25 protein-coding genes and 1 tRNA gene are annotated in these 16,362 nt (G+C 58.2%); all 26 read right to left on the bottom strand.

Annotation, left to right across the window (positions count from 1 at the left end; translation table 11 throughout):
• Positions 1-8: 8 nt before the first annotated feature.
• Positions 9-629 (bottom strand): AAA family ATPase, encoded by a 621-nt coding sequence (locus BC363_RS15250; protein ID WP_065784096.1) that lies wholly within the window; start codon positions 627-629, stop codon positions 9-11.
• The gene (gene dut, locus BC363_RS15245; protein WP_065784097.1) at positions 629-1,087 is read right to left on the bottom strand and encodes a dUTP diphosphatase; all 459 of its coding nucleotides are present in this window, start codon (positions 1,085-1,087) and stop codon (positions 629-631) included. The genes BC363_RS15250 and dut overlap by 1 nt, the downstream gene beginning before the upstream one ends.
• 1 nt (position 1,088) lies before the next feature.
• Positions 1,089-1,289, bottom strand: a complete 201-nt coding sequence (locus BC363_RS15240; protein ID WP_065784098.1) for a hypothetical protein — start codon at positions 1,287-1,289, stop codon at positions 1,089-1,091.
• 73 nt (positions 1,290-1,362) lie between these two features.
• On the bottom strand, positions 1,363-1,938 hold the full coding sequence (locus BC363_RS15235) for a hypothetical protein (protein ID WP_065784099.1): 576 nt from the start codon (positions 1,936-1,938) through the stop codon (positions 1,363-1,365).
• A gap of 32 nt (positions 1,939-1,970) precedes the next feature.
• Positions 1,971-2,384, bottom strand: coding sequence for a hypothetical protein (locus BC363_RS15230; protein ID WP_065784100.1), 414 nt, complete (start codon positions 2,382-2,384; stop codon positions 1,971-1,973).
• 40 nt (positions 2,385-2,424) lie between these two features.
• On the bottom strand, positions 2,425-3,252 hold the full coding sequence (locus tag BC363_RS15225) for a thymidylate synthase (protein WP_065784141.1): 828 nt from the start codon (positions 3,250-3,252) through the stop codon (positions 2,425-2,427).
• 372 nt (positions 3,253-3,624) lie between these two features.
• Positions 3,625-3,861 carry a hypothetical protein gene (locus tag BC363_RS15215; RefSeq protein ID WP_065784102.1) on the bottom strand — a complete coding sequence of 79 codons (237 nt, stop codon included), beginning with the start codon at positions 3,859-3,861 and terminating at the stop codon, positions 3,625-3,627.
• On the bottom strand, positions 3,848-4,045 hold the full coding sequence (locus BC363_RS35120) for a hypothetical protein (protein ID WP_065784103.1): 198 nt from the start codon (positions 4,043-4,045) through the stop codon (positions 3,848-3,850). The genes BC363_RS15215 and BC363_RS35120 overlap by 14 nt, the downstream gene beginning before the upstream one ends.
• The gene (locus BC363_RS15205; protein ID WP_065784104.1) at positions 4,045-4,314 is read right to left on the bottom strand and encodes a hypothetical protein; all 270 of its coding nucleotides are present in this window, start codon (positions 4,312-4,314) and stop codon (positions 4,045-4,047) included. The genes BC363_RS35120 and BC363_RS15205 overlap by 1 nt, the downstream gene beginning before the upstream one ends.
• Positions 4,315-4,487: 173 nt before the next feature.
• Positions 4,488-4,562, bottom strand: a tRNA-Cys gene (locus BC363_RS15200).
• 268 nt (positions 4,563-4,830) lie between these two features.
• On the bottom strand, positions 4,831-5,049 hold the full coding sequence (locus tag BC363_RS15195) for a glutaredoxin (RefSeq protein WP_065784105.1): 219 nt from the start codon (positions 5,047-5,049) through the stop codon (positions 4,831-4,833).
• Positions 5,049-7,388 (bottom strand): ribonucleoside-diphosphate reductase, encoded by a 2,340-nt coding sequence (locus tag BC363_RS15190; protein ID WP_065784106.1) that lies wholly within the window; start codon positions 7,386-7,388, stop codon positions 5,049-5,051. Before BC363_RS15190 ends, BC363_RS15195 begins: the two co-directional genes overlap by 1 nt.
• Positions 7,389-7,465: 77 nt before the next feature.
• Positions 7,466-8,050 carry a hypothetical protein gene (locus BC363_RS15185; RefSeq protein WP_065784107.1) on the bottom strand — a complete coding sequence of 195 codons (585 nt, stop codon included), beginning with the start codon at positions 8,048-8,050 and terminating at the stop codon, positions 7,466-7,468.
• A 1-nt stretch (position 8,051) separates the two neighbouring features.
• Entirely contained in the window at positions 8,052-8,558 is a 507-nt protein-coding gene (locus BC363_RS15180) for a hypothetical protein (protein WP_065784108.1), read from the bottom strand.
• 67 nt (positions 8,559-8,625) lie between these two features.
• A complete protein-coding gene (locus tag BC363_RS35460; RefSeq protein ID WP_141690325.1) occupies positions 8,626-9,018 on the bottom strand; it encodes a hypothetical protein in 393 nt (130 codons plus the stop codon).
• A 7-nt stretch (positions 9,019-9,025) separates the two neighbouring features.
• Positions 9,026-9,757 (bottom strand): hypothetical protein, encoded by a 732-nt coding sequence (locus tag BC363_RS15170; protein WP_065784109.1) that lies wholly within the window; start codon positions 9,755-9,757, stop codon positions 9,026-9,028.
• Positions 9,754-9,894 (bottom strand): hypothetical protein, encoded by a 141-nt coding sequence (locus BC363_RS35115; protein ID WP_161952464.1) that lies wholly within the window; start codon positions 9,892-9,894, stop codon positions 9,754-9,756. Before BC363_RS35115 ends, BC363_RS15170 begins: the two co-directional genes overlap by 4 nt.
• Before the next feature lie 32 nt (positions 9,895-9,926).
• Positions 9,927-11,873: an AAA family ATPase gene (locus BC363_RS15165; RefSeq protein ID WP_065784110.1), complete on the bottom strand. Its 1,947-nt coding sequence runs from the start codon at positions 11,871-11,873 to the stop codon at positions 9,927-9,929.
• A complete protein-coding gene (locus tag BC363_RS15160) occupies positions 11,870-12,106 on the bottom strand; it encodes a hypothetical protein (protein WP_065784111.1) in 237 nt (78 codons plus the stop codon). Before BC363_RS15160 ends, BC363_RS15165 begins: the two co-directional genes overlap by 4 nt.
• Positions 12,103-12,681 carry a metallophosphoesterase family protein gene (locus tag BC363_RS15155; RefSeq protein ID WP_065784112.1) on the bottom strand — a complete coding sequence of 193 codons (579 nt, stop codon included), beginning with the start codon at positions 12,679-12,681 and terminating at the stop codon, positions 12,103-12,105. The genes BC363_RS15160 and BC363_RS15155 overlap by 4 nt, the downstream gene beginning before the upstream one ends.
• A gap of 5 nt (positions 12,682-12,686) precedes the next feature.
• A complete protein-coding gene (locus tag BC363_RS15150; protein WP_065784113.1) occupies positions 12,687-13,040 on the bottom strand; it encodes a hypothetical protein in 354 nt (117 codons plus the stop codon).
• A gap of 64 nt (positions 13,041-13,104) precedes the next feature.
• On the bottom strand, positions 13,105-14,196 hold the full coding sequence (locus BC363_RS15145; protein WP_065784114.1) for a metallophosphoesterase: 1,092 nt from the start codon (positions 14,194-14,196) through the stop codon (positions 13,105-13,107).
• Entirely contained in the window at positions 14,193-14,591 is a 399-nt protein-coding gene (locus tag BC363_RS15140; RefSeq protein ID WP_065784115.1) for a hypothetical protein, read from the bottom strand. The genes BC363_RS15145 and BC363_RS15140 overlap by 4 nt, the downstream gene beginning before the upstream one ends.
• Positions 14,592-14,665: 74 nt before the next feature.
• Complete coding sequence (locus tag BC363_RS15135) at positions 14,666-15,151, bottom strand: hypothetical protein (protein WP_141690324.1); 486 nt, start codon at positions 15,149-15,151, stop codon at positions 14,666-14,668.
• Between the two features lie 331 nt (positions 15,152-15,482).
• Positions 15,483-15,881 carry a hypothetical protein gene (locus tag BC363_RS15130; RefSeq protein ID WP_141690323.1) on the bottom strand — a complete coding sequence of 133 codons (399 nt, stop codon included), beginning with the start codon at positions 15,879-15,881 and terminating at the stop codon, positions 15,483-15,485.
• Complete coding sequence (locus BC363_RS15125; RefSeq protein WP_065784118.1) at positions 15,799-16,311, bottom strand: ASCH domain-containing protein; 513 nt, start codon at positions 16,309-16,311, stop codon at positions 15,799-15,801. Before BC363_RS15125 ends, BC363_RS15130 begins: the two co-directional genes overlap by 83 nt.
• Between the last annotated feature and the right edge of the window lie 51 nt (positions 16,312-16,362).

The following is a 16,362-nucleotide window of genomic DNA, read 5'->3' as shown; positions in this document are numbered from 1 at the left end:
TCAGGTGATCAGTGCATTCCCGCTTTTTGCTTGAGGTCGTCGATATCGTTCATGCGCTCGATGATCTCCTGAGCGATGAAGTCGACGCGATCCTGAACCGGCATTACCGGCACCATTGCATAGTTGATATCGCGATGGATCTGCGACACCGCGCCGTGAATGAGGGCGTGAATGTGCAGTTGGAAAGCGGGATTCGCCGCTGGCGTGGCCTTCGAGGGATCGACCTCATAGACGACGAGTGGATCCATGATGAAAACCATGTCGTAGTAGGCTTTCGTCTCTTCCAGGCAGCGCTTTGCGAACCTGTGCGCCGCCTCGAGAACGACCTGGCCGCACTCCAGGTGTGAGGTCATGCCGAACTGCGCCATCGTATAGGCGAAGTAGTCGAGCGGCGTGCGATCGGTGATCAGCGGGCGAGGGGAGTGCTTGAGCTTGTCCAGATGGTCCTCAAGAACGAGCTCCTGCATCGCAACGCGCTCGCCGAGCGTCATCTTGCCGACCGGATTGTAGCCAAACTTCTTGGCTACATCGAACGAGGAGTCGAGAAACTCGACCCCAAGCTGTTCGGCGAGAAGCTTTGCGGTCGAGGTTTTCCCCGACCTATGAGTTCCGCAAACGCCATAGAGCATCAGGCTGCCATCCCGGTCGAACCGAAACCACCTTCGCCGCGGGCCGTCTCGCGCAGCTCTGCCTTTTCAACGAAATGCCCGCGGACATAGGTCTCGACGACGAGCTGGGCGATGCGCTCGCCATGCTTGACGACAAACGGCTCGTCACCGGTGTTGAGCATGATCACGCCGATGTCGCCGCGGTAGTCGCTGTCGATCGTGCCACCGAGGATGGCGATGCCTTGGTTATAGGCGAGACCAGAGCGACCGCGGACCTCAGCCCAGATGCCAGGTGGCATCTCGAGCGCAACGCCAGTCTTGATCAGCTTGCGCTCGCCGGGATCGAGCGTGAACTCGGTGAAACGCTCGTTGTTGAGCGTCAGCTTGATGTTGGCGACGAGATCGGCGCCGGCAGCCTGGTCGTTGGCGTATTTCGGCATAACTGCGTCGGGGTGGAGGGCTTTGAATCCAATTCTCATGTCATTCTCCAAAGAGGGCTGAGGCGAGAGCCTGGGCGACGGATTGCTCGACTGCTGCAAGAGCGGCCGTTTTGGCGTCGGCGGGCGTGTCGAAGGGACCAAAGAGCTCGGGTGAGGGCATGACCGCGTAGTAGTAACCAACGCCGCCTGGCTGGGCGACATAGTGGTCAATGTGAATGTCGATCTTTTCGTTGTCTGCCATGCCAAGCTCCTAAAACAAAAAGAGTGCTCAATCAATATTTACTGAGCACTCTAGCGACAAAAATTGCGGGTTACTACTGGGTTTTCGCGACCGTGATCAGGGGAGCGTCGATATTCAGAGGCACGTCAGAGGCCCAGGTATTGACGCCGGTGAGGATGATCAACGCGCTGGAATTGGCATCGAAGAAGAACGTGTTGTCGCATCCACCGCCCTTGTAATAGACGCCCATCAACGAAGGTGCAGACGTGATCGCGATGGGATTGGAGCCCTGACCGCCCACTGACACTTCCTTGACCTGCTCGGGCGGCGTCATGAATGAGCAAGAGGACTGCGGGTAGGTCGACGCGACGTAATAGCCGAGCTTGGCGCCGTTGTCGGCCAGGATATAAACATACCAGGTCTTCGCCGGATCATCCATGCGCTTCATGTATTCGGCGAGGTTCTTGCGGGCGAGGAAGTTCTTCGTCACCGGGACCGGGATCTTGGCGGTTGCCGACGCCATGACGTTATCCTGAGCCGCACGGTTGGCAGTTTCGGCGCGGGCTGCTGCCTGGCGCGCGTCGCTGGCCGAACTCGGCTCACAGGCCGAAAGGATGATGGCCGAGAGGCCGATGGCGACGAACGCCGCGATACGAGAGAGGAATTTCAAGCTGGGATCTCCTTGTTGGCTTGATGGATGGGTTACTGGGCGCAGGCGGTCTTGTTCTGACCGGTGTAGGTGCCCGCGACGAGCTGATAGGGAAGCTTGGCGTCGTGGAAGCGCGCCGAGGTGTAGCTCTTCGAGGCGTTGGCGTTGTATTGCGCGATCACCTGGCTGCGGCGCGATTGCAGGCCGGCGAGGTTGATTTGGGTGTTGGCACTCTGCACGCCAGTCTGGGCATCGATCTGCCCTTCGATCGCCTGGACGCCGGCACACAGGTCGAAGAACTCGTTGTAGAGCGCGGTGCGGGATGCGCCGCTCTCGATCTGTCGCTCGGCCTGGACGCGCCCGAAGAACGGAGCAGTGACATACTGGAATGCGCCTGTTGCGAGCGAGAGGGTGGCAAGGCCGGCGAGACCTGCGAGGCTGAAGCCGATGATCTTGAGTGTGGACAAGTGATTTCTCCTAAGTGAGGATTGATTGATGAGTAGACGCCTATTTGGAAACAGGCGCCTTGATGGCAGGGTGCGCGTCGTAGTCGACGATGGCGAAGTCGCCCGGCTCGAGGTCGAAGAGGTGCTTTTCGAAGTCCGGATTAATGAGGAGCTTCGGCAGCTTATTCGGCGTGCGGCCCAACTGCTCCTTCGCCTGCTCGACGTGGTTGGCGTAGAGATGCAGATCGCCGAAGGTGTGGACGAAATCGCCGACCTGGAGACCCACTTCGCGAGCGATCAAGTGCGTCAGCAGCGCGTATGAGGCGATGTTGAAGGGAACACCCAAGAACCAATCTGCGCTCCGCTGGTAGAGCTGGCAGCCCAGCTTGCCGTTGGCGACATGGAACTGGAACATGGTGTGACAGGGCGGGAGCGCCATCTGATCAACTTCAGCCGGGTTCCAGGCCGAGACGATGTGCCGGCGACCGTGCGGATCACGCTTGATGCCGTCGATAACGTTCTTGATTTGGTCGATCTCGATCCAATCGCCAAACTCGCCGTGTGACTCGAGACGGTTCGTCTTCCATGAGCGCCACTGCGAGCCATAGACCGGCCCCAGCTCGCCGTTCTCATCAGCCCATTCGTCCCAGATCGAGACCTTGTGATCGTGCAGGTATTTGATGTTGGTGTCACCGCGCAGGAACCACAGCAGCTCGACCGCGATCGAATGGAAATGGACCTTCTTAGTCGTCAGCAGCGGAAAGCCTTCGGACAGGTCGAAGCGCATCTGCTCGCCGAACAGGCCATAGGTGCCACCGTTGCGACCTTCGCGGTAGACGCCGGTCTCCAGGAGCTTCTTCAGGACGCGGAGATACTGGTGATCAGCCATGTTGCCGATCGGTCGCAGATTGCTCTCGCTGTAGATGTGCAGTGCGCCGCGATCATCCTCGACGACGAAGCGCTGCTTGCCATCCTGCTTGTCGAATGCCGCGACAATGGCGCCGTCGAAGCTGTAGTCGCCGGTGATCTTGGTCACGCGCTGTTTGAGTTGGAGGGTCAAGGTGCTTTCTCTACTTTCTCTTCGGGGAGCTTCAAACCAAACTTCACCGCCTTCTCCATAAGGATGAGCGCACGTCTCGCTTGAAGCATTAGGGTGTAGGTTCGCTCGAACTCGTCAGCGACAAAATCCAAATACGGATCATTGTGCTTCTTGGCTCGAGCCCGCAAAGCCCTGATGGCTCGCGATGAGGGAGTTGATGCTTCAAACGCCGGCATCGAAGCTATTCGAAGCGGACTTTCCGCCAGCGAGGATGCGTTCGGAGACCTTCAGCAAGCCGACCGGAACGAGGTTCGCCGCGTCGTTGTCGACGTCCTGGTGAATGAGCTTCGCCAGCTCGTTCATCTCGGAGTAGGTGAGTTTCTGGATCAGGCCGGCGAGATGCTTCAACCGATCCTCGGTCTTCTCCGGCTGATTGTTTGTGATCCTACGATCGGTCACGTTTTAGTCTCCTTTCGAGATTTGCGGCTTCATCAGAGCGTTCGATGAACTCGGCGTGTCTGCCGTGAACGAAGAGGGCGGTTGCTTCCTCGCGGAGAGCGCCAAGCTTACGGCGCTGCTCCATTTCCCAGGCCCAGGAGCCGACGTAAGGCGTGATTGGCTTGCCGTTCGTCGACAGACCCATCAAGCGATCCTCGGGCCGTCGTTGACTTCCTCAAGGAAGACATTGGCGCGGTATTCGCGACCGTTATGGGTGAACGTGGTCGCGATCGTCTGCTTGCCTTGGAGGAAGCCTCGAACGACCGTCTTGCCGGAGTTAATCACGTCGAGCGCACGGTCGGTGACGACCTTCACGCGGTCGAGCAGATGACACTCGGCGTCGGTGATCTCGGGCTTGGCCGGCGTCGGCTCGGGCTTCGGTCGCGGTATAAATTCAAGGATAGTGGCAGACATTGCGCTTCCTCAATCAATGTTGATTTATTGCCTTCGACAAAGCTTTCCACCGGGACAGGCAGCCAACCCGTCCATTCTCAACAGCGCAGATTGTCGAAGACTTTCTCCGCGCTATCATTACTCGCCAGCGTCAATTCGCGGCCGGTGTCTCGTTGCCCTTTCGAGCGAAATTCTGGAGAGCTGGACGGGACTCGAACCCGCATGAACGGATTTGCAATCCGCCCCGTAACCAATTCCGGCACCAACTCCCTTATGAGAACGGATCGACCGGGGCGAACCGGCTTTCAGCAGCGATTACGCTCTAACTGTCATCCGATCCGTTCGCATAAGGGCCGGGCTTATTTTCTGACGATCCCGGCTCGTCTTGGTCAATCAATTTGGACTTAATCCGACGGCCACTTACTTCTTCATCGGCACCTCGCTGTTTGTGTTGCTGCGCTTGATCTGTGATCAATCAATAATGACTTACTAGCAAGCGCAGCGATGGGACTCAAGCGACAAAATGCAGATTATGCACTATGCCAGATGGATCCTCAGTTGTGAGAAGCCACCGACGTGCTGATCACCATCCCAAATCTGTGGGAAGGTGTCGTGACCAGTGCTCTCCTTGAAGGCGAGCTGCGCCTCGAGCGTGTCGAGGTGCTCTTCTTCAAAGTCGATGCCACGGACGGCCAGGTGAGCTTTGGCGCGGGTGCACCACTTGCAATCAGGGCGGCTAACGATCTTCCAGCCCATTACGCAGCCTCCTTCTGACCTTCGGAGAAGTCGATCGGGCAGGCGCCGGCGCCGCAATCCACATGCTCGAAGCCGATGTCTTCCTTCACGTTGTCATTCTCGATCGCAGCCGCGATCATTTCGAACTGCTGCTTCGTCACCGGTTGCTCGGGCTGATACTCATAGGCCGAGGTATCGGTCTGCGGCATCACAGAGCAGCAACGGATCGAGAACTGGCCGTCGATCAGCGTGTGCAGGAAGTGTTCGAAGGTAACAACCTTCGGGTCATATTTCAGCGTGTAGCTGACCTGGTTGCCCGTTTCTTCAGCCAGGGACTCGCCGTTCGCGTCGACGCCATGGATCCAATACTTCTCCAGCAGGCGCAGGAACTCATACTGTTCCTCCGGCGTGGCTTCGGCAGCCGTCACCACCCAGGCGCCACCGTCGAGCTCGCAAATCCGCGGCTTGGTCGGGAAGCCAACGACGGTCGTGCCTTCGTAGGTCTTCAGACGCTTCACCGGATAACCCATAGCCTCGTAGTCAGCGACGAGCGGATCGTCGTTGCGGAACTGCACCCAGCGGATGAACTCGCGCATCGAGGGCAGGTGAGCGCCTTCAGTGAGGCCGAACAGCTTCGAGGTCGTGCCGGCAGGCTTGAACGTGGTGTTCGTGTGCGGGACGACAACGCCGAGCACCTTCGCGAACTGCTCCGCTTCGTCGACGATGGCACGCTTGAAGCGCGACAGCATCATCCACATTTCCTTCGACTTCGCCTCATCGACGATATCGTGCCAGGTGAACTTGAAGCGGCTGTAGACCCACTCGTGAAAGCCGGTAATACCGACGCCGATGCGGTTCGTGCGATTGACCTCGCGCCGATAGAGGCAATCCATCGTGTTCGTCCGCATGAGGGCGCGGACAGCCGTGCGGAAGGCATCTTCTGCATCATCGTCGTTCTGCGCGTGGAAAGGCACCACGTCAGCGATGACGCAGTAGGCGCCGAGCATCAGCAGCGTGATCTCGCCGCAGGGGTTGGTAATCATCGTGTATTTGACGCCGATGACGACCTTTGCGAGCGCAGCCATCAGCGGCACGGTCTCAGCATCGACCTGGAAGCGCGAGGAGCCGGCGTAGAGACCATCGACGTAATCCTCGACGCCATCGTTGACCTGCGTGAGCTTGTCCTGATTGATGATGCCCGGTTCGCCAGTGCCGTCAAAGTAGGATGCCTTGGCGAGCTCCATGAGCACCTTCCAGGCATGCGCTTCGGTCTCGGTGATCGCATTGATGGCGCGCAGGAAGACCAGACGTTCAACCGAGTTCGTCAGATCGCCGTCGCCAAGCTGATTGCGGACCCGCTTACAGGCGGTGCGGAACTCGTCATCGATCGTGACCGAGTTGTTCGAGGACCAGAGGAAACCACCGCGCTTCAGATTGATGAAGCCGAAGATCGTCCGGTCCTTCCAGTGCTTCGTCGCCATGCGGGCCGCGCGGCGTGCGCCACCGACGAGAACGCATTCGGCGAAGTAGTGGTCGGCATACATGGCAGCGCGCCATGGCTCCATACCTGCGTCACGCAGCAGCGCAACATTGGCGATCGCCGACATAAGCGGACCAGGTCCGGACGCCGGGCGACCCTGCATGCCCTTGATCGGGGCGCCGTTGTGACGAACGCCGGAGAACTCGAGGATCAGAACTTCGTCGCGGCGTCTTTCGAACGTCATGCGCTCGATGACTTCGACCGCTTTTGCCCAGCCTTCGCGGCTGTCGGGCACTTCATAGACGGTGATCTTGCGGCCGGCATAGAGGTGTTCGGCATCGCGGCGCGTCTTGTAACCCGAGATAAGGCCGCGTTGCACGTCCTGGTGCGACCAGTCGATCGTCGGAACGACGATCGGCATGAAATTGTAGTTTGCCTTGATCATCGCGTCGTCGTAGGCGCGGCCGACGCCAGAGCCGTTGAGGAGCAGATAGAACAGCAGGAAGGTCGCGGCTGCGGTCGAGCAGTTGGTAAAGACTTCCTGGTTGCGGGTCGGCTGGGTTTCGTCGCCGTGCTGCAGGTGCCGACCGGACATCAGGAGCGAGGCCTGCTTCAGGTGGTGATGCATCCGGTCGAACTCGACCGCGAAGGCAGGCGGGTTGGCAGCCCACTCGTCATTGGTGTGACCGTCGTTGTGGAAGCTCTCGTAGGCGCCGGGCATCAGCAGCGCGTTACCCATGGCGACACGGCGGGAAACGTCAGCCCAGGTTTCGACGCGTGTCGTGCCGTCCGGATTGGTGATTTTGCGGTTGATGGTGCGATCGGCGACAGCCTGACCCATTCCGGCGAAGTATTCCTTCGCAACGGCGTGCTGAATCATAATTTACTCCTGATTTCGAAAGGGTGCCTATGCTAAATCAATATTGATTGACTGCATAGGCTTGAATTTTGCGCCGTTTATGCCGCGAGCTTCTGGCTCGCCTTGAGAAGCTGGACTGCCTGCTTGAAGCTCGGAAGCTTGATACCGGCGTGGCAGACGCCGCAGCCGTCGGCCAGGTGCTCATTGGCGTTCGTCGGATCGCCCTTCTTGTAGCCCTTGCCGTTCTTCTGATGCAGCAGCCACGGCGCGTTCGGGTAGAGGTTGAAGGCCCAATGGATCATTTCTTCCTTGGACGCGGTGCGCGTGCCGACAGCAGCGAGCTTCGTCTGTGCCGGCGCGACCTCTTCAGGCCGCACACTGAGCGAGGCGTAGATGCCGATGACAATGCCGAAGCCGAGCACGGCGTCGTAGGACTTCCCACCGAACGGAACTTCGGCGAATGTAACGACGCAATCCTTGGTGAACTCATTGGCTTCCTCTGCGAGCTTCTTGGCACGCTCATAGGTGTCAGAGGACGCGCGCATCTTCTTGGTCTGCTCTTTCTCCGTCTGGATCAGGAGAAAGTCGTCGACCTCGAGCGTGCCGGTGTCGAGATCGTAGAGCATCTTTGCGATGCCAAAGTTTCGCAGCGAGCCATCGAGGCCAGCGATCTTGATCTTCATTTCAGAACCTTCCGAAGTTGGGATTGGTCTCATAGGCCTTGTCGGCCTGTTTCTTCTCCTCGGCCGCGGCGTCCGCGGCTTCGAGATCCTCTTGCGCCAGGCGCTCCTTCACGGTGCGCACGACCATCGAAAAGTCCTCGCATTCCTTAATATCGAGGGCATCTGCCAGGGACGCGCCGACCAGGGGGAAAACCTTGTCCATCGAGGCTTCGTCGACATCAGCCCATTCGTATTCGGTGCTGTCGGCGGGATACGCCTTGAAGACGAGCTGCCCCTTGGCGCCGACAAAGAAGTCGTTGATCAGGTGGTCGCTCTCCGGCTGCAGCGCCTTGGTGCGATAGCCGACGGACTTTCCATTCTCGATCTTCATGACCGAGCGACTATGCATGCCTTCAACCGAGTAAACCTCGTCGAGCGCCTTCAGCTTCTCGAGGATGACGCGACCGGCGCGCTCCGCGAACGCCTTTTCTTCCTCGGTTACGGTCTGTTTCTCTTTCTTGCTTGCCATTCATTCCTCGTCAGTCAGTTTTTACTGACTGCTAAATAGTCAGTTCGGGCTTGGTGTTTGCGAAATTTTACGTGGAGATCAGCTCGCGCATCTCGCAGGCGAAGAACCAGGCGCGCATGCCGCCCTTGTAGTCTTCAGGCATCTTGGGCGCAGTCTTCTCCCACTCGTCAATTTCCTTGGGATGCACCGACCAGAAGCGATAGGCGAGGGCGTCGATATCGATCGCCTCGGATTGAGCGGCGATCTTGCGCACATCAGCGGGTTTGAATTCATCTGTGATACAGCCGTCGTGTAGAAGGGTAATACACGGCTGTAGATGGCTTGAAGCGTATACGCGCCGCAGCTCGACACCGATGATCACACCTTCGAAGCGGTCATTGACTTCAGAGGCATCGACGACCACTTCGTCACCGATCCGAAAGCTGTTGAGATCGGGCAGATCGAAGTTCTTGTTTTCCATCGACAACTTAAGCATTGGCTTCTCCCTCTGTCTTGGTGGGATGAGGAGCGGCAGCGAGCATGGCGCGGTAGGCGCGCTTGGGAGAGTTGCCTCCTGCAATTGCGCCACTTGAAAAGGCCGCAAACTCCATTTCCTCGGTCGGTTCTTTCGGAACCAACTGCCACCCATCCGGCACGCTCACCGGCTCAATGTCGGCAACCGGGGCGGCGAGACCAAGAACAGCGTCGTTACATTCGAAACTGCACGTCCAGCGACCATCGGACATCTCAGCTCCGAATGCGTCTCCACCTTCCGAAACTTCCCGCGTGTCGATAATCCGCCCGCAATGGCAGCAGTTCGCAGTCACCACCGGCTTGCCTGCTTCAGCGGAGCGGGAGGAGAGGGCGGCAGGGACGTAGCGTGTGTTGCTGGCATGCTTGGTGACAGGAGCGTCGTAGTCTGCGTCCCACGGCTTGTCATTGACGCTGTTCAAATGGAGATACCCCATATCCGTGTTCCAATGCGTCACCCAGACCTCGGGCGGAACTCGGTTGCCCTTGCCGTCTACTGCTGGCGTGGATAGGGCGTCGGCGTGATCACGCAGGATATTCTTCGCAAGAGCGCCGGCATCGTTCAGCTTTGCGACACTAACCTGCCCGCCCCAGGCGTTCGTGATTGGATTGGAGCAGCACTGAGCGAACATGTCCTCATGCGCGGCCGCGGTAAGTCGCGCAAGTTCAAGAAGTTTCGTCTCGCTCATGCCTTTTCCCTCTCGAAACGGAAGGGAATGCCGATCTTGCTACCAAGCTGCTCTTTAAGGGCAATGGCGTTTTTCTGATCGAGGATAAACCACCCCAGATTGGGATGGCTGATTTTAATACCCTTCTTCACCTTCACGACAGAGATCCGGTGCCTCTCGTCATCTACAATCACGCTGCCACCTCTCTGACGGTCGTTTCTCCATTCTGTTTCTCGATCTCGATAACCTGGGGGATCCAATCCCTGAGACTGTTATGGGAGATCACGAAGACCGAGCCGCGCTCCTTGGCCTTCTCCTCGAGCACCTGCATCAGGCGCTCCAGACCCGCCTCGTCGAGCGCATCGTCAATCTCGTCGCCGAGGAAGAGTTCGATCGGCTTTGTCGCGCGGGTCGCCACGAGATCCTGCAGTGCAAGCGCACATGCGATCCGGACCTTGCGCTTCTCACCACCCGACTGCAGCCCGAACCGCTTACCACCCGTCATGTTCTCGACCTCGATCGAGAACTTCTCCTTCAGCTCGCCCTTGGCGTTCGCAACAAGCGTCGACCAAGTCGCAGTGATGTTGCCGTCGGAGAGCGTGCCGAGGTAATGCGCCGTGCGCTGATTGAGGAACGGCGTCACCTCATCCATGATGTGCGCGCGGACTCCTGCCGGCGAGAACACCTTCACGACTGCTTCGGCGTGTGCAACGTCCGTGTCTGACTTCACCTTGTCGGCGCTCAGATCCTTGATCCGCTGGTCGAGCTCCTCGATCTGCGCCTTGAAGCGGTCGATGCTTGCGTCGTGCGGATTGGTCTCGATCTTGATCGCCTTCGCCCGCTCTGCGTGCTGGCGCGCTCGAATGGTCGTATTTTCCTTTTCGCGAAGCTGCTGATTCACCTCGTTCAGTTTCGCTTGTAGATCGCTTCTGAGCGCTGTGGCTTGCGAGACGTCTGTCATTGACGCTTTGAACGCGTCCCGCTCTTCTGTGAGCTTCTGTGCGTCTGCCAGAGTCGCTTCGAGCGTCGATTTCAGCGTCTTGTGATCAGCAGCGACGACTTTGGCCGCTTTGATGGCAGACGCGCGCGCCGGCGCCACTTCTGTTGCCGTCATTTCGCGGCCACAGCCGTCACAGGGGCAGCCGACGACGTGATCGATCTTCTCGACCGCATCCTTCTTGACCCTGTAGTCACTGGCGAGCCGGGACAGCTCGTTGGACATACTGCGCGCCTCGGCGTCCTTTCGGGCGACGGACGTATTGAGATCGGCGAGCTCTTGCTGCTCGTGACCGACGGCTGCGATCTTATCGTCGAGATCCTTGATCCGCACCTCGAGCTCTGCCTTGGTCGGCAGACTGAGGATCACCTTCTCAATGTCCTTGACCTGGTTGACGTAGTTTCGAGCGAACTGCGTCTCGGTGTTGGCACGGTCGATGCGCGCGACTTCCCAGTCCTTGTGCTGCTGCTCGGCGATCTGAAGGTTTTGCTCAGTAGCGATCCTGCCATTCATGGTGGTGTCGAAGCTTTGGATGACGCTCTGCGCGTCCATCTTGGCCTTCTGCGAGCGCGATCGAGCCTCGCCGTAAGCCTCCTCAAGGACGGTCACACCGGACGCCTCTTCGATCAGGAGCTTGAGCTGCTTGTCGGTCATGCCGGGAAGATCAGGCATTCGCTCCTGGCCGGCGTAGATCGAGCCGACAAACACGTCGAGTGAGCAGCCGAGGACTTTGTCGACGACTTCCTGCGTGAGCTTATCCGTGCCCTTCGTCAGATCGCCCCAGGTGGCGCCGAGCGTCGCCGGCAGGTGATTCACGATCAAGGCGTTCTTGTGCTGCTTGTGCTTGCGATGGCGCGCGACCAGGTAGATATGGCCGCTATCCACGATCTCGACAGCAACGCGCGTGCCCTTGCCGGCCTTGTCGTTGATGATGGCGTCGCCAGCCTCGTTGCGCGCCGTCACGCCATAGAGCGCCCAGCAAAGCGCGTCGAAGATCGAGGACTTGCCGGCGCCGTTCGACTTGGCGCTTGTGTCGTCCAGGTTGACGCCCTGAATGAGGATCAAACCGCGGTCATTCAGAACGAACTCGGCCTGCGAGATCGCCATGAAGTTCTCAATGGTGATTTTGGTGAATTTCATTCTTCGTCTTCGTCCTTCTTGAAGCCGACGATCTTGCAGACGCCATCGATGAACTCGTAGGCGTTCTCGATCACGCGATCGGTCTGGCAGATCGTCTCGGCGCAGTGGATATTTTGCTTGTCGATGAAGGCCTGGCAGAATTGCCAAAGCTTTTCGCGATCGAGCATTTCGCCCAGCGAAACGGACAGTTCTTCATCCGCCTCTTCGTTGATGGTGACTACCGCCTGGCTCATCGATCACCCTTGCTGATGGCCGCGTCGATGATCTCCTCGAGCGCCACGGGCTCGAAACCGTTCGCATCAACACCGACGTTGAAGCGGTTGCAGTGAATATCAGGCGGGAAATTATCCGGCAGGGACAGAGCCGAGTCGTCGACACGAGGCAGATTCGCGTTCCGGAAGTTGGGCGAGTGCGTATGGCAGTGCAGATGGATCGAGCCCTTCCAGCGGCCATTCCAGTCGTCAATCGGATAGTGGAACAACACAAGGCGCCCGCCACCAACCGCGATCTCTAGATAATTCGTGATCTCCTTGACGCCGCACCAATGGCCGAGCTTCCGCATCTCAGCGGGATCGTCATGATTTCCGGTGATGATCACTTTCTCGCCGTTCAGACGCTCCATCCAGGGCGTGACCGAGTTCCAGCCGACATCGCCAAGGTGGTAAACACGATCGTTCTTGCCGACCTTCGCGTTCCAGCGCTCGACGAGCGCCTCATTCATTTCATCGACATTGACGAAGGGCCGGTTCGCCAGGCGAATAATGTTGGCGTGCGCGAAGTGCGTGCACCCCGTAAAGAACAGTTTCATGGCGCTCACTTGCTCCTGTTGTTGATGGCAGCAGTCATATCGCCGGTCGCGGCAGCCTGGTTGATCTGCTGTTGTTTGGTGGGTTGCGCGGGACGAGCCGCTGCGCGCTGCACAGACGTATCCTCGTGCACTCGGCGATCGCGCTTGCTGGTGCGCGGCTGCTCGTTCGAAACTGCCGTCTGCGCGGTCATCTCGAAGTTCAGACCGGTCATCTTGCCGCGATACATCTGCGCCGTCTGAAGCGGCAGATCGTGCATCGAGACGCGCACGCGCTCCTCGCGCTCGCCGGTTCTGTTGCCTTTGTCGTCGAAGACCGAGATCAACGTGAGCTGGTCATAGGTGATACTGTAAAGCTGCATGATGCGTTTTCCTGCATAAAATCAGTGACTTGATACAGAATAGCGTATCAAGAGCGGGTTGCTATCAGGCGTCTTCGACCACCGACCTGGCAGCGTTGAGCACGTCGGCGCAGTCACGCTTGAGGCGCTCGCGATCGACCAGCGTCGAGATATCCTTCGCATCGTCGACGTAGGCGGAAACGGACTCATCGAGAGTGACGGTGCCCGCCTTGACTGACGTGGTGCGGGCGGTTGCTGCGGTCTTCTTCGGCGCCATGATGACAACGCCTTGCGCGCCGGAGTCCTCGAGGAACTTGCGCAGCTCGGCAATCTCGGAGCTGGTCATTTCCGGGCCGGAGAAGCGCACGTAGTTGCCGTCGGCCGCAAGAGCCATGTCGCTCTCGTCCAGACCGCTAACATCGACAAAGCGCGGCGCATGGGTCGCGTGGAAGGAAACCGCACCGTCATCCATGACGGACATGAAACCCGCCTTGGTGCCGACGTCGTTCCAGCGCTGATGCGTGGTTGCGCCGATCGACCAGACGCCAGGCACAACCTGCTTGTGATTGTGATAATCGCCGGCAAAGACGTTGCGGAAGCCGAAGTCAGCCAGCATTTCACCGGTCAGGCCATGATCCGGCGTTCCGAACAGCACACCGTCGATACCGGCATGGATGAAGACGTCCATCTCTGCCTTGTCCGGATGCTTCGCCAGCTCGGCCAGATCGGCGAGGAGCAACGGGATGGTCATCCGATATGGAACCATCCCGATCTTGTGCCCGTCGCGCGTGACGCCACGCGGCTCGTTGTAAACGTAGAATGTGCCGTAATCGCTCTTGGTCTCAGCCAGCGTGTTGATCGCATTGCCGAGAGCAGTTGTATCCTTGCCGGCCAGGTCGTGATTGCCTGGGATGGCGTAGATATCGAGACCCATGTCGAGGATCTCGCGGATGGTGTCCTGGAGTGGATTGAGCACTTCGGGGTCGATCGAGCCGCGAACGTGCAGAACGTCGCCGGCGCACACGATGAAATTCGCGCCGATCGACTTGGCGTAACGCGCGGCGCGGGTCAGTTCGTCGAGGGTGATCTGCAGACGACCGTTGACGCCGTTCGCAGTGAAGTTCGAAAACGTTGACCACTTGTGGCCGTGGATATCGGAAACGATGACGTAGCTCATGCTGCCATCCGATGCGAACCGGCCTGCACGCGGACCTTGGGCTTCATCGCAACGACATTTGCGTCGTCCGTTTCGGACTTGCGCGGGCGACCGACAGGGCGCTTGCCGCGGCTGAGCTTGTCCTGGCGCTCGAGGAAACGAACGCGAGCCTTCAGCGTGGCGTTTTCTTCCATCAGCCGATTGGCTTCGCTGCGCGCGGTAGCGCTCTCGGTCACGAGAGTGTCGATTACGTTCTGCAGTAGCGACATGTCGCGGATGGTGAAGAAGAAATCCTCACCGGCGATCTTGAGCTTGCGCTGCGTGTCGAGTGCCTTCTTCAGCCCACCGCCGAAGATTGAGCCGAACGCGTCTTGCGATATCTCGCTACCGTCGTTCAACGTTTTCATCGTTGTCATTCGTTGCGTCTCCTAAGTCAATATTGACTGACTGATTTGTTTATAACGATCGGCCGAAGGGACGCAATCAGTATTTACTGACTCGCGAGAGCTTTTAGATGAGAGATTTCGTGTTTTAGCGCGGACTTTTGCGGACCGAAATCGGCGTCGAGCACCTTGTGCCAATGTAAGCTTTTTCTGCGAAAACTCACATATTCGGTAAGCTGTCCCGGCTCCAAATTTCGCAAAAACGCCCGGTAAATCTCCTGCGTTTCGATTGATCGAATTTCGCCCTCAAGCCAGTCGCACATGAACTCCGATGCGCGGCCTGTGATCATGCCGTGATTGACGATAAAGCAGGCCTGCTCGACCAATTGGAGCATCTGGAAGGCGTGAAACTCGCGATCGCTCATACCGAAGAGGTTGAGCGATTGGGCGCGGTCTCTTTCCGCAGTGATTTGCCGAGAAAGCTCTATGGTCGCTGTTAAATTCCGAGACTGCGCCGCCTGTCGAACCGACAACCCGGCAAATACTAGCGCGGCCAATGTGCCTATCGAGCCAAGACCCGACAGAAAATCCAAATAGGTCTGATCCGGGCGAAGCCATGCTCGAGCGGTCTGACACACGGCTTCGTCCGAAAGAATGCCTAGTAGGCAAAGCGGATTGTTCATTTCTTGGTAGAAGAGGGGCTCGAGCTCGAGGAGCTGCCTTGTGTCGGCGCGGGGGTAGAAGGCTGAATCTTCGGAGTCGCCAGATAGCCCTTTTGTTCTGTAATTACGTTAGGGCGGGATACGGGTGGATTCTTATTTGACATATTGGTGCTTTCGATTGAGGGTTGGTCGGCAATTTTTACTCGAGGAGTTGCCAGATAACCCTTACAGATTGCCTCGTTTTTCATCAACAAATACTGGCTCACTTAATTCTCACACTGCCTGGAATGTGGTGAAAATACTGCAAGGGGAGGTAGCGCTGAGCGGCGCCGCCTCGGCGCTCGTAATTCAGGTGCTTGGTCTTCTTCCTGTCGAAGAAGTTCTCGATCCGGGTAATATAGATATCGTTGTTCTGCTTTACGCGAACGCCGACCCAAACGATCTTTTGCAGGCGCAGGTTAGTGATGGTCTCCTCGTCCAGCGCCCAGGCCGCGAGGTCTTTTCGAACCGCGTCCGAATTGTTCTTCTCGCCGAACCGGAAAATCTGGTCGATCTTCCGGGCGGCGAGGTAAACGTCCCTATTCGCAAAGTGATAGATGTGGCCGTATATCCGACGACCGCGCCGGACGACTGTTGTCGACACCTTCTGCTTGCGCGCCATTCTCAAAGCCCTTCCATTCGTAAAGACCTTGCGCGCCGCGGATCGGGATCGGGTGCTCGAGGCGTTCCGGCTCACGCATGCGCCAGGCGTAACCGCCCAACTGATACCAGCCATATGCCTTCTCTTCGCGGGTGATATCGTCGAGGAACTCCTCATCGATCAGTTCGACGCTATCGAGAATGACCGTGCCGAGGAGATAGCCCTTCGGCAGCGTGTTAAACTCCCAATCCTCGTCGAGCATGTTCCAGAAAAGCTGGAACTCCGGATCGTTGAAGGCCGCGACCTGCTTGGACAGGACGCTTTTCGTCGCAGCGATACCAATGCGCTGACCGATCACTGATTTGGGCGGCGCCCAGGTTCGTGTCTCAAACCTTTTGTAGCCGTAGACGAGAAGTGTCGACCACGGCTGCCAAACTGAAATTACCTTCATGATGCGTCTCCGATGATTTGATCTTGAATAGACTGATTTTCATCGGAGACG

It is taken from the genome of Ensifer sp. LC384 (assembly GCF_001695865.1).
In the GTDB taxonomy this organism is placed as follows: domain Bacteria; phylum Pseudomonadota; class Alphaproteobacteria; order Rhizobiales; family Rhizobiaceae; genus Ensifer.
This window is presented reverse-complemented; position numbering and strand designations above follow the sequence as displayed.

Coding starts and splice junctions, on each gene's coding strand:
- BC363_RS15250 (WP_065784096.1), bottom strand. CDS start 629: ATGCTCTATGGCGTTTGCGGAACTCATAGGTCGGGGAAAACCTCGACC.
- dut (WP_065784097.1), bottom strand. CDS start 1,087: ATGAGAATTGGATTCAAAGCCCTCCACCCCGACGCAGTTATGCCGAAA.
- BC363_RS15240 (WP_065784098.1), bottom strand. CDS start 1,289: ATGGCAGACAACGAAAAGATCGACATTCACATTGACCACTATGTCGCC.
- BC363_RS15225 (WP_065784141.1), bottom strand. CDS start 3,252: ATGGCTGATCACCAGTATCTCCGCGTCCTGAAGAAGCTCCTGGAGACC.
- BC363_RS35120 (WP_065784103.1), bottom strand. CDS start 4,045: ATGGGTCTGTCGACGAACGGCAAGCCAATCACGCCTTACGTCGGCTCC.
- BC363_RS15205 (WP_065784104.1), bottom strand. CDS start 4,314: ATGTCTGCCACTATCCTTGAATTTATACCGCGACCGAAGCCCGAGCCG.
- BC363_RS15195 (WP_065784105.1), bottom strand. CDS start 5,049: ATGGGCTGGAAGATCGTTAGCCGCCCTGATTGCAAGTGGTGCACCCGC.
- BC363_RS15190 (WP_065784106.1), bottom strand. CDS start 7,388: ATGATTCAGCACGCCGTTGCGAAGGAATACTTCGCCGGAATGGGTCAG.
- BC363_RS15185 (WP_065784107.1), bottom strand. CDS start 8,050: ATGAAGATCAAGATCGCTGGCCTCGATGGCTCGCTGCGAAACTTTGGC.
- BC363_RS15180 (WP_065784108.1), bottom strand. CDS start 8,558: ATGGCAAGCAAGAAAGAGAAACAGACCGTAACCGAGGAAGAAAAGGCG.
- BC363_RS35460 (WP_141690325.1), bottom strand. CDS start 9,018: ATGGAAAACAAGAACTTCGATCTGCCCGATCTCAACAGCTTTCGGATC.
- BC363_RS15170 (WP_065784109.1), bottom strand. CDS start 9,757: ATGAGCGAGACGAAACTTCTTGAACTTGCGCGACTTACCGCGGCCGCG.
- BC363_RS15165 (WP_065784110.1), bottom strand. CDS start 11,873: ATGAAATTCACCAAAATCACCATTGAGAACTTCATGGCGATCTCGCAG.
- BC363_RS15160 (WP_065784111.1), bottom strand. CDS start 12,106: ATGAGCCAGGCGGTAGTCACCATCAACGAAGAGGCGGATGAAGAACTG.
- BC363_RS15155 (WP_065784112.1), bottom strand. CDS start 12,681: ATGAAACTGTTCTTTACGGGGTGCACGCACTTCGCGCACGCCAACATT.
- BC363_RS15150 (WP_065784113.1), bottom strand. CDS start 13,040: ATGCAGCTTTACAGTATCACCTATGACCAGCTCACGTTGATCTCGGTC.
- BC363_RS15145 (WP_065784114.1), bottom strand. CDS start 14,196: ATGAGCTACGTCATCGTTTCCGATATCCACGGCCACAAGTGGTCAACG.
- BC363_RS15140 (WP_065784115.1), bottom strand. CDS start 14,591: ATGACAACGATGAAAACGTTGAACGACGGTAGCGAGATATCGCAAGAC.
- BC363_RS15130 (WP_141690323.1), bottom strand. CDS start 15,881: ATGGCGCGCAAGCAGAAGGTGTCGACAACAGTCGTCCGGCGCGGTCGT.
- BC363_RS15125 (WP_065784118.1), bottom strand. CDS start 16,311: ATGAAGGTAATTTCAGTTTGGCAGCCGTGGTCGACACTTCTCGTCTAC.